The sequence below is a fragment of the Neobacillus niacini genome (assembly GCF_031456445.1).
GTDB classification, from domain to species: Bacteria; Bacillota; Bacilli; order Bacillales; family Cytobacillaceae; genus Neobacillus; species Neobacillus niacini_I.
Genome location: NZ_JAVDUQ010000027.1, coordinates 20700 through 35114 on the forward strand (window position 1 = coordinate 20700; position 14415 = coordinate 35114).

Here is a 14415-nt window from a genome sequence, read left to right on the forward strand (position 1 = left end):
CACTTGAAATGAGGGATTGCAATGCGTTCGTATACAAAATCGGTTGAAGCCTTTAAAGAAGCCCAAACGCTCATGCCCGGAGGCGTAAACAGCCCTGTGCGCGCCTTTAAATCGGTCAATATGGACCCAATCTTTATGGAGCGGGGCAAGGGTTCAAAAGTATATGATATTGATGGAAATGAGTACATTGATTATGTGTTATCATGGGGGCCGCTCATTCTTGGCCACTCAAACGATCAAGTGGTCGAGTCTTTGAAAAAACAAGCAGAAATGGGTACAAGCTTTGGCGCTCCAACATTATTGGAAAATCAATTAGCTCAGCTTGTGAAAGAACGTGTACCTTCGATTGAAATCGTCCGGATGGTTAATTCTGGAACAGAAGCAACGATGAGTGCTTTACGATTAGCTCGCGGCTATACTGGTCGTGACAAGATTTTAAAATTTGAGGGTTGCTATCATGGCCACGGAGATTCTTTATTGATTAAAGCCGGCTCCGGTGTTGCTACTCTTGGTTTGCCTGACAGCCCAGGGGTACCTGAGGGCATTGCCAAAAATACGGTGACGGTTCAGTATAATGACCTTGAAGGCGTACGCTACGCATTTGAGCAATTTGGCGAGGATATTGCTTGTATTATTGTTGAGCCTGTTGCCGGAAATATGGGACTTGTACCGCCTCAGCCAGGGTTCTTAGAAGGGCTCCGCGAGATTACCACTCAATACGGTGCACTATTAATTTTTGATGAAGTTATGACAGGCTTCCGTGTGGGCTATAATTGTGCGCAAGGTTACTTTAATATTACTCCTGATTTAACGACTCTTGGTAAAGTAATTGGTGGCGGGCTTCCGGTTGGGGCTTATGGCGGTAAAGCGGAGATCATGGAACGGATTGCGCCAAGCGGTTCGATTTATCAAGCTGGAACATTGTCCGGAAATCCGCTTGCAATGACAGCCGGCTTTGCAACATTGAACCAGTTAACGCCAGAGCACTATGAAGAGTTTATCCGCAAAGGCGACCTGCTTGAAAAAGGTTTTAAAGCAGCTGCAGAAAAATATGATATTCCAATTACCTTTAACCGCGCCGGTTCCATGATTGGCTTCTTCTTTACGAATGAAGATGTGATCAATTATGAAACAGCTAAACATTCGAATCTTGAATTCTTTGCGGAATATTTCCGTCAAATGGCGGATCAAGGGATCTTCGTCCCACCGTCTCAGTTTGAAGGATTATTCCTATCCACAGAACATTCTGATGAAGATATTCAAAAGACCATCCAAGCAGCGGAAAATGCTTTTTCGAAGCTTAGAAAATAGTTATTTGAGAACACTCACCTTTTTCATTGGTGGGTGTTTTTTGGTTTTACAATAATTATTTAATCAAATGAATGGTCTAAAAAATATAGTGGAGTGTAAAGTTACCCTTTTTTACCGACTTATTGAAGTTTATCCGCGAATCTAAGCCATTTATCCGCGAATCGAAAAAAATCAATCTTGCATTTAAATTAAAAAACAACAAACTTTTCCCGAGCAGCAACAGCTTTTTATCATATTTAAAAATCATCCCTCATAGAGTGTAAGTGACATAGTGATTTTGCGTGAAGGAAACGAAAGGAGGAGTCGCTTTGTCTCAGGAGAATCAATCGAGCCTACGATTTTCCTTGGAGGAATCTTTGTGGTTTAGAAAGGGACAGGAAGTCGCAGAACTTGTATCGATTTCCCTAGACCCGGATATTACCATCCAGGAAAATGATCAATACGTAACCATCCGTGGTTCGTTGGAATTAACCGGCGAATATAAAAGTTTTGAAGAGAGTGATGCAAGTGAATCAGATCAAGCTGCCAGCCAAAAGTATGTGGAAAGGGTAGATGAACAGGACGAAGGTGTTTGCCAATTTTCGCACCGTTTTCCGGTGGACATAACCATTCCAAACAATCGGATTCAAAGCATCTATGACATTGACGTCCTTGTCGAATCCTTCGACTATTCCCTGCCAGAGCGAAGCTGTCTTAAACTATCAGCCGAGCTGACGATTAGCGGCTTATATGGCAATGAAGAACAGCTTGAAGTGCAAATCGAAGAGCAGCAGTCTGAGTTAGAAGTTCTTCACCGATCTCAACATGAGAACGAGAATGAAGAAGAAGTGTACCAACAGCCGGTTCAGGCAAATCCATATGCAGAATCCTTCTTATTCGAAACAGAAGCTAGAAAGCCTCGTGAAGAAGAAGAGAAACAGGATGTATTTCCACAGTTCCCGAACTTCTCTTACCAGGCGCAGGAATTCGAGTCGGTAGAGCAATATCAGCCATCCTGGAGCATCCAAGAGTCGCGCAGTGAAGGGAACCATCCGTTTGAAGTGGTCGAAGAAATCGCGGAAGTTCAGGCGGAAAATGTTTATGTTGAAGAAGATGCAACCATCATCGAGGAAAGCTCCTCTTCGTCAGAGCAAGCTCCAAAGCAGGTGAAGAAGAAAAAAGCTGCCAAAAAGAAAAGTATGACTTTAACAGAGTTTTTTGCACGTAAGGAAGATGGGGCAGAACAAGCCAAACTCAAGGTTTGTATTGTTCAAAAGGGAGAGACAATCGAAAGCCTTGCGGATCGTTATGATGTAACCGTTCAAAATCTCTTGCGTGTCAACCACCTTGAAGTGAGTCAGGATGTATACGAAGGGCAGGTATTATATATTCCGGTTGGATTGGCCCAAAAATATTAGATAAATTAAACAGATGAGCGGGTTTTATACCCGCTCACCTTGTTGTAAAATCCGTAAAACAAAGAGAGTTGAGTACCATGAATGACTCGAATTGGTTTGAGAGGCTTTCTCCCATTCTTGAAAATTATCAGGTTAAGCCTTATTTTGTAGAAGATTTCGGCAGTGTCCTGAAAGTCTATTCAAATAAAGGAACGTTTGCCCTTAAAAAAATCACTCCTACAACAGGAACAGATTTTATCCGCCATGTCCATCTTTTATACCAAAAAGGCTTTAACCGTATCGTTCCCATTTATCCAACCATGGATGGCAGGTATGCTGTCCTTCATGACAATGAGCTGTACTATTTGATGCCATGGATGCCGAATGAACTAAAAGAGGACCGGCAGCATCGGAGTCAGCAATTATTCCGTGAACTTGCCAGGCTTCACACATTATCGGCAAAAGAAACAGATGTGAGCAAGGAAGAACGAACTGAGCATTACGAAAAGACCGTTCAGCAACTGGAAAAACATCAGGAATTTCTCGAAGGATTCATTGAAGAGTGCGAAAATAAGACGTATATGTCGCCGTTTGAATTATTGTATTGCCTGTATTACAACGAAATTAGCATGGCATTACGTTTTTCAAAGGATAAATTTGAGGAATGGTATGAAAATACGAAGGACAGTGAAAAAGCCAGGATGGTCATTACTCATGGGAAATTATCATCAGAACATTTTCTGTATGATGACAGGGGATACGGTCATTTTATCAATTTTGAAAATGCCCGTTATGGCTCACCCATCCATGACATGCTGCCATACCTATCAAGGTCATTAGATACCCTCCCAAAACGAAATGATGATTCAATTGAGTTGGTTCAGCATTATTTTAAATATTTTCCTTTTAAGCAGGATGAGAAATTATTATTTTATAGCTATTTAGCTTATCCGATTCCGATGATCCAGTGTGTGGAAGGCTATTACCGAAGACAGGGTGCAAAAAGTGAATTAAAGTTTGTCCGGCAGCTTCAGCGCCGCTACTGGCATTTGAAAAACTCTGAGTATGTCGTTTCAAGAATGGTGGAAATAGATAATCAGAAACAGCAGCAACAGCAACAAGCAAAAGAAGGAGCCCAGCAGCAATAATCATGCTACAAGGGCTCCTTAAATAACTTCAAAGAGTAATGAAAGACCGATAACGATAAAAAATGACAAGAGCAAAACATCAAAGACTGTCGGTAAAAACAACGTACGAATAAATTGAAAAATAATAAACGGAACAATAAATTGCGCAGCGATTCTACGGCAAGTTCGAAACCAGGGATGGTAAGTGAATTTGTTGAATCTTCTCCTTCGCAACGAGTAGGCCTCCCTTTTTAAATGACATTTCTTTATGTATATTCTTGCCCCCGTTCAAATTCCCCAAAAAAACACTAAAATTCTTCTAAAGCCTGAAAAAGTTCAAGGAAGTATAAAATTTTAAAAAATAGGCAATCATTATTGACGTCATCACCCTATTTTGGGTAGTATAACAATATAATTTAAAATGCATTAGCATTGACAGGGAAGAGTACGATGCATCCTGCTTTTAGAGAGGGAAATCAGTAGCTGGAAGATTTCCTAAGCAGCACTTCGGAAGGTCGCCCTTGAGCTTCTTCTGCGAAAGGATAGCTATATCCTATTAGTGGAAGACGGATGAAATCCGTTATCTGATGAAGAGCCAATCATCTTTTGATTGGAAAAAAGGTGGTACCGCGAAGCAAACTCCATTCGTCCTTTTATGACGAATGGAGTTTTTTATTTTTTTCGGTACAATGCAGATAAACAAAGGAGGCAAATTTAGATGGAAACGAAAGAAATTACGATGCCGACCAAATACGAACCGCAATCGATTGAACAAGGTCGTTATGATTGGTGGCTGAAAGGTAAATTTTTTGAAGCGAAGGACGATGAAGGGAAACAACCGTATACGATCGTTATTCCTCCACCAAACGTAACAGGAAAGCTTCATTTAGGTCATGCGTGGGATACAACCCTGCAAGATATCCTTACCCGGATGAAACGGATGCAAGGCTACGATGTTCTCTGGTTACCGGGAATGGACCATGCTGGGATTGCCACTCAAGCGAAGGTAGAAGCAAAACTTCGTGAAGAAGGCAAAAGCCGTTATGATTTAGGCCGTGAAGCTTTTGTCGAAGAAACTTGGAAGTGGAAGGAAGAATATGCTTCTCATATCCGTCAGCAATGGTCAAAATTAGGCCTGGGTTTAGATTACAGCCGGGAACGTTTTACCCTTGATGAAGGTTTATCTGCTGCGGTTCGTGAAGTTTTCGTAACCCTTTATAAAAAAGGCTTAATTTATCGCGGTGAATATATTATCAACTGGGATCCGTCCACAAAAACGGCACTTTCCGATATTGAAGTTATTTATAAAGATGTTCAAGGTGCATTTTATCATATGAGATATCCACTAGCCGATGGCTCTGGACATATCGAAATCGCAACTACCCGCCCGGAAACCATGCTTGGAGATACAGCGGTTGCCGTTCATCCGAAAGATGACCGTTACAAGCATTTAATCGGTAAAACGGTCATCCTGCCAATCACCGGTCGTGAGATTCCAATCGTTGGCGATGACTATGTTGAGATGGAATTCGGTTCAGGGGCTGTAAAAATTACCCCTGCACATGATCCGAACGACTTTGAAATTGGCAACCGTCATAATCTTGAACGAATTCTTGTAATGAACGAAGATGGTACAATGAATGCTAATGCAGGCAAGTATCAAGGTCAAGACCGCTTTGAATGTCGTAAGCAGATTGTTAAGGATCTTCAAGAACAGGGCGTTCTTTTCAAAATTGAAGACCATCTTCATTCTGTTGGCCATTCAGAACGAAGCGGTGCAGTTGTTGAACCCTATCTTTCAACCCAATGGTTTGTAAAAATGCAGCCACTTGCGGATGAGGCAATTGCGCTTCAAAGCAAGGAAAACAAAGTTAACTTTGTTCCAGACCGTTTTGAAAAAACGTATATGAACTGGATGGAAAACATTCGGGACTGGTGTATCTCCAGACAGCTTTGGTGGGGTCACCGCATTCCTGCTTGGTACCATAAGGAAACAGGTGAAGTTTACGTTGACCATGAGCCGCCAGCTGATATTGAGAATTGGGAACAGGATAATGATGTTCTTGATACCTGGTTTAGTTCCGCACTATGGCCTTTCTCAACAATGGGCTGGCCTGATTTAGAAGCCGCGGATTTTAAACGTTATTTCCCGACAGACGTATTGGTAACCGGCTATGATATTATTTTCTTCTGGGTATCCAGAATGATTTTCCAAAGCATTGAATTCACAGGCGAGCGTCCATTTAAAGATGTATTAATTCACGGGCTCGTTCGTGATGCGCAAGGACGCAAGATGAGTAAGTCTCTAGGAAACGGCGTTGACCCGATGGATGTCATTGACCAATATGGTGCCGATTCACTTCGTTATTTCCTATCAACGGGAAGCTCACCAGGTCAGGACTTACGTTATAGCACCGAAAAAGTGGAAGCGACCTGGAACTTTGCCAATAAAATTTGGAATGCTTCCCGCTTTGCATTAATGAACATGGATGGTCTCAAATACGAGGAAATTGATTTTAGCGGGGAAAAATCAGTTGCAGACAAATGGATTTTAACCAGATTAAATGAAACAATTGAGACGGTAACTAGACTTTCTGCCCGTTATGAATTTGGTGAAGTAGGCCGTGCCCTATACAATTTCATTTGGGATGACTTCTGTGATTGGTATATTGAAATGGCGAAGCTTCCTTTATATGGGGAAGACGAAGCGGCAAAGAAAACAACTCGCTCCATTCTTGCTTATGTATTGGACCAAACGATGCGTTTACTACATCCGTTTATGCCATTTATCACGGAAGAGATTTGGCAGAACCTTCCTCACAGTGGTGATTCGATTACAACTGCTCAATGGCCGGAGGTAAACCCTGCGTTTACAGACGAGGAAGCTGCCCAAGAGATGAAAATGTTAGTGGAAATGATCCGCTCAGTACGGAATATTCGCGCTGAAGTGAATACTCCAATGAGCAAAAAGATTAAAATGCTCGTAAAAGCAAAGGACGATTCAATTCTTAAAGCGCTTGAAAAAAATCGTGCTTACATTGAACGGTTCTGTAATCCTGAAGAACTGCAAATGGGAATTGACATCGAAACACCGGATAAAGCGATGACAGCGGTTATTACTGGTTTAGAAATCATTCTTCCGCTTGAAGGCTTAATCAATATCGAGGAAGAAATTGCCCGCCTACAAAAAGAATTCGACAAATTTACAAAAGAAGTGGAACGAGTTCAAAAGAAATTAAGCAATGAAGGCTTTATCAAAAAAGCTCCTGAAAATGTCATTGCCGAAGAAAAAGCAAAAGAACAGGATTATCTTGAAAAGAGAGCAGTTGTCGAAGCGAGATTAAATGAACTAAAAGGATTATAATAGATAAGACGAATCCGTCCCTGGATTCGTCTTTTATATAACAAAAACGGGGTGTCTAAAATGTTTGTAACCTATCAAGAAGCCCTTGACTGGATCCATGCAAGGTTAAGACTGGGAATCAAGCCCGGTTTAAAAAGAATGGAATGGATGATGGACAAGCTAAGGTCTCCAGAAAATAAATTAAAAGCGATTCATATTGGCGGGACGAACGGTAAAGGCTCGACGGTCACCTTTTTGCGTTCCATGCTGCAAGAACAGGGGTACAAAGTGGGAACTTTTACATCTCCTTATATTGAGCAGTTTAATGAACGGATCAGCATCAATGGAAAAGCAATCAGCGATGATGAATTATTGCAGCTTGCGAATGTAATCCGCCCGCTTGCCGATGAATTAGAAGAAACTGAGCTTGGCGGTCCTACAGAGTTTGAAGTGATTACGGCAATGTCTTTCTATTATTTTGCTGAAATGAATCCTGTAGATATTGTTCTTTATGAAGTAGGGTTGGGCGGTCGTTTTGATTCAACAAATATCATTAAGCCAATTGCATCAATTATTACAAATATCGGGCTCGACCATACCAATATTTTAGGCGATACTTATGAAAAAATTGCTTTTGAAAAGGCTGGTATTATTAAAAAGCAAACACCTATTTTTACTGCTGTTCAACATCCAGGAGCATTAAAAGTAATAAACGAACAGGCGAATCAAAAGGATGCGCACATTTACCGTTTCGGTCAGGAATTTACCATCAGCGGTCATGAGCCGGTTTCAAATGGAGAAATTTTTTCTTTGAAAAATTCCTTTGGTTCATTAGAGCAGCTTGAAATTAGTTTGATTGGCAAACACCAAACGGAAAATGCGGCAGTTGCCATTACAGCAATCCAATTTTTAAATCAAACAGGCACATTATCAATCTCAGAACAGTCCATCAGAGAGGGGCTAAAAAACGCCTACTGGCCGGGGAGATTTGAAATTGTTTCAGAAAAGCCGCTGGTAATCATTGACGGTGCACATAATGATGAAGGAATCGCCACACTTGTTAGCGAGCTCAAAAACCGTTATAGTGACCGAAATATACACATTGTCTTTGCTGCCTTAAAGGATAAGAAATTTGATAAAATGATTGAACAGCTTGACCAAGTGGCAAACCAGATTTCCTTCGTTTCCTTCGATTATCCGCGTGCAGCAACTGCCCATGATTTATATGAAAAAAGCCAATCCGAAAATAAGGAAATAGTGGAAAATTGGAGGGCTTATTTAAAAGATGTTATCCAACAGCTTGAACCAAACGGCATGTTAGTGGTAACTGGCTCACTGTATTTTATTTCAGAGGCAAAACCGATTTTAATCAATCACCTGATAAATATTTAAATCTTTAAAATAATATCTAGTACAAAAAATTGTCCTTCAAAATGAAAGCTTGAAGGACAATTTTTAATTAATGTTTAATAATTGTAATTTACATTACTTTCTAACTTGTCTCCCCAGAAAATGGTTACAGGCGGTATTGAAGGGATTCCACATTTTTGTTTAAATACTTCATCTGAAACTTTGCTTTTTTGAATTAATTCTCCGGTAATTGTTTGTTTTTTTGCAACTGTTAAACTTCCTACAACACATAATGTGGAACCGCTATTTATTTTTAATTTTCCTCCAATATAAGCATTACCTCCAATATAGGCAATAGAATTACCAGCAAGTTCGAAATGTCCATATACAGTTAAGTCCCCCTGTACATAGATTTTTGACCCTGTATCTACTCGATACTGGCTATCAAAAGTTGCGGAGCCTTTTGATTCCAAGGTTAAAGCAGAAGCATTATTTGCATTTTTTCCTAACCGAAAATCTTTTTCAGCATGGATTTTCATTTTATTCATGTTGTTCGCATTTCCATCTATAAATAATATACCTGTTGCAGCTGATGAAAAAATCGTATTATTTGAAATTCCATTGATATTTTCATTATAAGTTTTAGCTGTATCAATTAATATTTGTGAGCATGAATCTTTAATCGAGACAATAGAAACAGGATTCTTACAAGTAGTGGAAATATTAGTTGGCTCTTGAATTAAGTTAAAAGTGGGAAGTGTATTTGTGTTTGTTGTCCCGCTGCCTCCAAAATTTAAACCACTTATAGTTAGTTCAAAGCTCAATTCGGTACTAAGTGTCGTAATTTTGCCATTATCATTTCCACTTACAGTAAGTTGGATTTTTTTATTGGTTGTATCTGTATAGAAATTTTTATTAGTCAAAGTAAATGAATCATTAGGATTTCCATCAATGGTAACGGAATTTTGTAAAGTATTTAATTCAGAACTAATTGCCGTTTTCATCAAATTAACACCTTGCATAGCATAGGAATCGGCAGATTGTAAATTATTATTTTGGCGATCCGAATCAATTTTTGCCTTTACTTGATTGTAAACATTTTGTTTATTTGCTTCATAAATATTTTGAACAGCAGTTTGATAATAGGAGATGCCCATTTCAGCTAAAGCAACTGATTTTGATTTCTTCTCAACAACTTGTGTTTGTTTTACTGTATTAAAAGATTGGCCCATAAATGATAGAAAAAGAACCATGAAAATAGAAATAATCAGAAGTACAGTAACGAGTGCATATCCTTTCTCATTCTTCACCTAAACATCACCATCCTTTAATCGATAGAGTAATGATGATATTGTCACTTGGTTATTTATGTCTTTTCGGCCTGATACTGTAATACTAAAATTTACATCTGTCTCCCCTGGATTTATTGAACTGATGTTAGTTGCTGAAAAACACATTTGATCATTCTCAAACACTTGAGTATGTACTGTATTGTCTTGATTAGTAAAAGTCACACTTAATTGACAATTTAAAGAAGTTAATTGAAATTGTTTAGATGTTTGGAATATCCTCGTCAAATTGGTGATTACTAGATTTGCCTCTTGCACCATTGAATTCTTTGACATAGATTTTTGGGAGACTTTATTTCCTTGAATAAAAACATTCCAAATTACTATTCCAATAATAGAAAGGATGGTAATGGTAGCTAAAAGTTCAATAAGTGTTAAACCACGTTCATCGCGAATCAAAGAATCATCCCCCCTACCTAATCAACTTTGATATATCCAAAAGTTTCCGAAACTTTTATACCTTTATCATTTATAAGGCTTACTTGAATAAAATGTTCTTCAATAGGCCCTGTAGAAAGATCAGATGCTTTCTTAATTTTAATATTCGCTGAAAAGCTTCCTTCACTAGTTTCACAATAGTAATAGGTACCGTCATCATTATATAAGCCAGGTAAACTCCCAGTTGTATTATCATCAAGATAATTTTTAACATCATTCGAATTTTGCCATGTTACCAACACTTGTTTAGCTGTATTAATTGCTTGAGATTTATTTAAGTTTTGTATATTCATGAAAACCATTTGTGGAAAAAGCTTCATAATTGATAATAAAATAATCGATAAAATGACAACAGAAACTAAAACCTCAACTAAAGTTAAACCCTTTTGATTTTTATCAAAACACATATTCTATTCATTCCCTTCAGGAACAAAATTTACGGAATTTATAATAATTCAAGTGGAGTTAGACCGTTTGAACTATTTATAATTTTTTTTATGTACACTTTGTCTCTCTTCTTTCAAAAAAATTAATTATATTATACAATACTTTAGAATCAATAATTGTCTAGTTATAGCGAAAATTGACAAAAAACAATGAAAAAAATAAAATCTTGTTGGATATATAATTCTTTTGTACTATTAAAAGGGGTGAATCTATGAATTCATATATTTTTGTACTATTATCTATTCTCATATTTGCCCCGGTTTTTTTCTTATTAGACTTGGGAATCACCAAGAAAGGTAAATTATATATACTAGGATTTTCTTGTGTTTTTTCCTTTGTCGGGTTGCTTTGCAAAGCGATCTTTGAAACTTGGCAGATCATTTTAATTTTATTTTTGTTGGTAATCCTCTCGACATTAATGATTTCAAAAAGAAAATGGTTTGATTTGTTTTTTGCTGATGGAGAAAGTATTTCCATAACGGGAGAAAATGAATACCAATCGTTACATGTGGAAGAGGAAAACATACTATCAGAACAAAGGGATGAAGAAGTAGAGAAAAAGGAGTTATTCATACAAGCTCAACATGAGGAAATGATTGAGGAGCTTACACCGTATGAGAAAATGGATGATCCATTAAACGACGAGGACTATATCCTGGATGAGACCATTGAAATGCTTGAGGAAGAAGAACAAAACGAGGAAATCCAGGAGGTTATGGAGGATTTAACATTAGATGGAATGAACCTCACTTTTTTTGAAAATCAGAATGAAAACAAGCTGATCGATGAACCAATAGAGGAAGAAGAGGCGCTGGAAAATCATTATTTGGCTGATCTCGAACAAATGATTTTAGGCGATGATGTTTCGAGTAAATCTGATGACGAAAATGAAACCCTATTTGCTACAGAGCAGCCTGTTATGATGGAAGAAATCCTTTTGCATGATCCACTTGAACAATCAGATTTAAATAATGATAATGAATTGGAGAAGTTAGAAGAAATAGGGATAGTACCAGAGGACGATGCACATAATTTATGTGATCATTGGGAAAATATAGATGAGGAAATTTCAGAAACTAATAAACAATTAAAACATGATATTGAGAAGGAACAACTGCAAAAGCAATTATTTAATACGATGATTTCACAGATTCAACTGACAAGAAAACTCATCGATTCTAAGAAGTATGAGCAGCTCCTGAAAGAATATTTACATCCTGAATTGCCCATTTACGAATATTACACGTTTGCGACTCTTTTAGTCCATCATTATATTTCGAAAAGACAGTTTGAAAAATTAGCTGCTTTTTTAACTCAACTTGAGGAAAAAGTTACAAATCATCCAGTTTTATTACAGGAGATACAATTTTTAAAATCCATCAAGGAAGAAAAATATCGAAATTTGTTATAAAAATTTGTGGAGTTTACTCTATAATGGAAAACATGAAAATTAAACTTTAGGTGTGGTGAATCGAATGAAGAATAGTTCTCAGATTACAGGGTTACCAATTATCAGTATTGCAGATGGTGTACAAATAGGAAAAGTAAAATCATTAGTCATTAACCCGGAGAAAGGCTCCATAGACTTTTTAACGATTGACAATGAAGATTGGCAAGTCAGCATTAAAGCAATCCCTTTTAAGAAGGTAATTGGTATTGGAGAATATGCTGTAACGGTCGATCATGAAAATGCCATCATTGACTTGAATGAAATCCCGATTACCAGTCAACTTGTGAATAAAAAGATAAAAATTATGAATACAAAAGTGATGACACGAAAGGGAGAACTTCTCGGGGAAGTTAAGGAGTATTTTGTGGATGAAAATACCGGAGATATCCTTGGGATGGAACTTGCAGTCGATGGAAAACAAGTTGCACTGCCTGCTGAATTTGTTCTTACGTACGGAAAAGATATTATTATTGTAAAAGAGGAATCCGCTTCTCATTTTCTTCAAAGTACTTCCGAATTAGATCCGCAGAATGCGTCTATCATTCCTGAAAAAATAGAGCCAGAAACAAAGACTGGCAATGATTTATTAGACGAGGTTGCCATTTCCTTCAACCACCAAGATGAAGAATTAGAAATGCAGGCTCTAAAGGAAAAACAAATCGAAATTTTAAAGGGCAAAACGCTTTTAAAAGATATCCTTGATGCAGATGGAAATATATTAATAAAAGAAGGTACGGTATTAACATCAGAGGATATCATGAAGGCTCAAGAAGCTGGCCCTAGTTTTCTTGTTGAATTATCGATCAATGTGGAAGCTTAAATTTGAGGAGAGCTCAAAATGAGATATCCTAAAGAAATAAAGCTTTTTTTTGCCATGATCCTTTGCACGGGCTATATGTTTTCTTTTTCCAACTTCGGGGCATTGGCCTTTACTCATTTTTTGGCGAATTCCAGTTCCTTTGATACGAATACAAGGATTGCCTCTATTGATATCTCCGGGCTAACCCAAGATAAGGCAATATCGTTGTTAAAGAGTAAACAAAAGAATTGGGAAAAAAGTACATCTATTAAAGTTGCATACAGAGAGAAAACAATAAAATTAAATTTGGATATTTTTGATTTTCAATTGGAACAATCGGTTGAATCAGCAAAATCAGCGAAACAGACTGAATTGCTTGTTCAAATAGATGAGGATAAATTAAATACTTTTCTAAGCGAACTTTCTTCGAATCTTGTAAAGAATCATGCGATTGATACGAAAGCCGTTAAAAAGAATTTATTGAGCTATGCATCTCTACTTGAATCAGGGAATCACACGATTCAAATGGATCAATATCTGCTTAAAAAAGAAAAAAATGATCTGCTTTCTGAGACAAGCATTTCACTCGGCAATAATGGTGATGAATTGGCTAATTGGGTAAAACAATTTCCACAGCTTGAGATTAAACCCGGATCATCTTTTTCATTAACAAAAACACTAGAGGATCGAAAAATCACCACTTATTCTGCTAAAACATTAAGTAGGATTGCAACGGCTGTTTATCAGGTTATTTTGCCTACTAATTTTCTATTTACAGAAAGGCATATTAGTAGAGAATTGCCTAGTTATGCTGAACCTGGTTTTGAGGCAAAAGTGGACCCGAATAAAAATATGGATTTGGTTTTCACCAATTCTAATGACGAGAAGTTCTTTTTAAATTTCAAAATCATGGACCAAACTTTCTATGTGTCTTTAAATGGACCAAAGTTTGAATATACCTATAAAATTGTTCAAAAGGATAAGGAAACTTTTCAGCCTAAGACGATTATTCAATTTGATGCAAAACTACCATTTAACAGTGAACAAGTTGTTACGGATGGAAAAGAAGGACTGATTATTAAAACCTACTGCGAACAATTGGACGAGACCGGGGAACCAATTAAGAATACTCTCTTATCAGAAGACTTCTATTCTCCTATAAATAAAGTTATTATTCATAGTTTATTGATGAAGGATTCTAATTCCACAACAAATGAAGCGGATGCGAATCAACAAGATGGAAGTAATTCAAGTGGAACTTCATCGAATAATGAAAATGAAACTACCAGTGATTCATCATCGACGCCGAACGATACAAGCAATAATGACAAAACAGTATCTTCGAAAGTAAATAATGAAAATGAAACGAACTCAAATTCAAGTGATTTATGGGGAAATCAAAATGAAGTTTCAAAATAAGAAAGA

General features: G+C 37.5%; 12 protein-coding genes and 1 other annotated feature. Of the genes, 8 read left to right on the forward strand and 4 right to left on the reverse strand.

All coding sequences use genetic code 11. The annotated features are described in order from the left end of the window. Positions 1 to 21: 21 nt before the first annotated feature. From hemL to ysxE, 3 genes are all read left to right on the forward strand, one after another. Entirely contained in the window at positions 22 to 1311 is a 1290-nt protein-coding gene (gene hemL, locus J2Y67_RS19255; protein ID WP_310176586.1) for a glutamate-1-semialdehyde 2,1-aminomutase, read from the forward strand. Between the two features lie 356 nt (positions 1312 to 1667). Further along, positions 1668 to 2708, forward strand: coding sequence for a stage VI sporulation protein D (gene spoVID, locus J2Y67_RS19260; protein WP_396954107.1), 1041 nt, complete (start codon positions 1668 to 1670; stop codon positions 2706 to 2708). A 77-nt stretch (positions 2709 to 2785) separates the two neighbouring features. Beyond that, positions 2786 to 3835, forward strand: a complete 1050-nt coding sequence (gene ysxE / locus J2Y67_RS19265) for a spore coat protein YsxE (protein WP_310176590.1) — start codon at positions 2786 to 2788, stop codon at positions 3833 to 3835. Positions 3836 to 3853: 18 nt separating this feature from the next. On the opposite strand, the gene J2Y67_RS19270 is transcribed toward ysxE, so the two are convergent. Beyond that, positions 3854 to 4048: a hypothetical protein gene (locus J2Y67_RS19270; RefSeq protein WP_310176592.1), complete on the reverse strand. Its 195-nt coding sequence runs from the start codon at positions 4046 to 4048 to the stop codon at positions 3854 to 3856. 189 nt (positions 4049 to 4237) lie between these two features. Further along, positions 4238 to 4470: a binding site (T-box leader), on the forward strand. Between the two features lie 62 nt (positions 4471 to 4532). Here J2Y67_RS19270 and J2Y67_RS19275 point away from each other — a divergent pair. Both J2Y67_RS19275 and J2Y67_RS19280 read left to right on the forward strand, forming a co-directional pair. Continuing rightward, positions 4533 to 7178, forward strand: a complete 2646-nt coding sequence (locus tag J2Y67_RS19275) for a valine--tRNA ligase (RefSeq protein WP_310176594.1) — start codon at positions 4533 to 4535, stop codon at positions 7176 to 7178. Between the two features lie 60 nt (positions 7179 to 7238). Beyond that, positions 7239 to 8549, forward strand: coding sequence for a bifunctional folylpolyglutamate synthase/dihydrofolate synthase (locus J2Y67_RS19280; RefSeq protein WP_310176596.1), 1311 nt, complete (start codon positions 7239 to 7241; stop codon positions 8547 to 8549). A gap of 74 nt (positions 8550 to 8623) precedes the next feature. Here J2Y67_RS19280 and J2Y67_RS19285 read toward each other — a convergent pair whose 3' ends face one another. The 3 genes from J2Y67_RS19285 to J2Y67_RS19295 are packed head-to-tail and all read right to left on the reverse strand — an operon-like array spanning position 8624 to position 10701. Then, on the reverse strand, positions 8624 to 9817 hold the full coding sequence (locus J2Y67_RS19285; RefSeq protein ID WP_310176599.1) for an autotransporter outer membrane beta-barrel domain-containing protein: 1194 nt from the start codon (positions 9815 to 9817) through the stop codon (positions 8624 to 8626). After that, positions 9818 to 10255 (reverse strand): PulJ/GspJ family protein, encoded by a 438-nt coding sequence (locus J2Y67_RS19290; RefSeq protein WP_310176600.1) that lies wholly within the window; start codon positions 10253 to 10255, stop codon positions 9818 to 9820. Positions 10256 to 10272: 17 nt separating this feature from the next. Beyond that, positions 10273 to 10701, reverse strand: a complete 429-nt coding sequence (locus tag J2Y67_RS19295) for a type IV pilus modification PilV family protein (RefSeq protein ID WP_310176601.1) — start codon at positions 10699 to 10701, stop codon at positions 10273 to 10275. A 251-nt stretch (positions 10702 to 10952) separates the two neighbouring features. Here J2Y67_RS19295 and J2Y67_RS19300 point away from each other — a divergent pair, with 251 nt between their 5' ends. From J2Y67_RS19300 to J2Y67_RS19310, 3 genes are all read left to right on the forward strand, one after another. Then, complete coding sequence (locus J2Y67_RS19300) at positions 10953 to 12152, forward strand: hypothetical protein (RefSeq protein ID WP_310176602.1); 1200 nt, start codon at positions 10953 to 10955, stop codon at positions 12150 to 12152. 64 nt (positions 12153 to 12216) lie between these two features. Continuing rightward, positions 12217 to 13011, forward strand: a complete 795-nt coding sequence (locus J2Y67_RS19305) for a PRC-barrel domain-containing protein (protein ID WP_310176603.1) — start codon at positions 12217 to 12219, stop codon at positions 13009 to 13011. An 18-nt stretch (positions 13012 to 13029) separates the two neighbouring features. Beyond that, the gene (locus tag J2Y67_RS19310; protein ID WP_310176605.1) at positions 13030 to 14409 is read left to right on the forward strand and encodes a G5 domain-containing protein; all 1380 of its coding nucleotides are present in this window, start codon (positions 13030 to 13032) and stop codon (positions 14407 to 14409) included. Positions 14410 to 14415: the final 6 nt, after the last annotated feature.

What these genes read in the sequence shown, in the direction of transcription:
- ysxE (WP_310176590.1), top strand. Translation starts at nt 2,786, where the DNA reads ATGAATGACTCGAATTGGTTTGAGAGGCTTTCTCCCATTCTTGAAAAT.
- J2Y67_RS19300 (WP_310176602.1), top strand. Translation starts at nt 10,953, where the DNA reads ATGAATTCATATATTTTTGTACTATTATCTATTCTCATATTTGCCCCG.
- hemL (WP_310176586.1), top strand. Translation starts at nt 22, where the DNA reads ATGCGTTCGTATACAAAATCGGTTGAAGCCTTTAAAGAAGCCCAAACG.
- J2Y67_RS19310 (WP_310176605.1), top strand. Translation starts at nt 13,030, where the DNA reads ATGAGATATCCTAAAGAAATAAAGCTTTTTTTTGCCATGATCCTTTGC.
- J2Y67_RS19275 (WP_310176594.1), top strand. Translation starts at nt 4,533, where the DNA reads ATGGAAACGAAAGAAATTACGATGCCGACCAAATACGAACCGCAATCG.
- J2Y67_RS19280 (WP_310176596.1), top strand. Translation starts at nt 7,239, where the DNA reads ATGTTTGTAACCTATCAAGAAGCCCTTGACTGGATCCATGCAAGGTTA.
- J2Y67_RS19305 (WP_310176603.1), top strand. Translation starts at nt 12,217, where the DNA reads ATGAAGAATAGTTCTCAGATTACAGGGTTACCAATTATCAGTATTGCA.
- J2Y67_RS19295 (WP_310176601.1), bottom strand. Translation starts at nt 10,701, where the DNA reads ATGTGTTTTGATAAAAATCAAAAGGGTTTAACTTTAGTTGAGGTTTTA.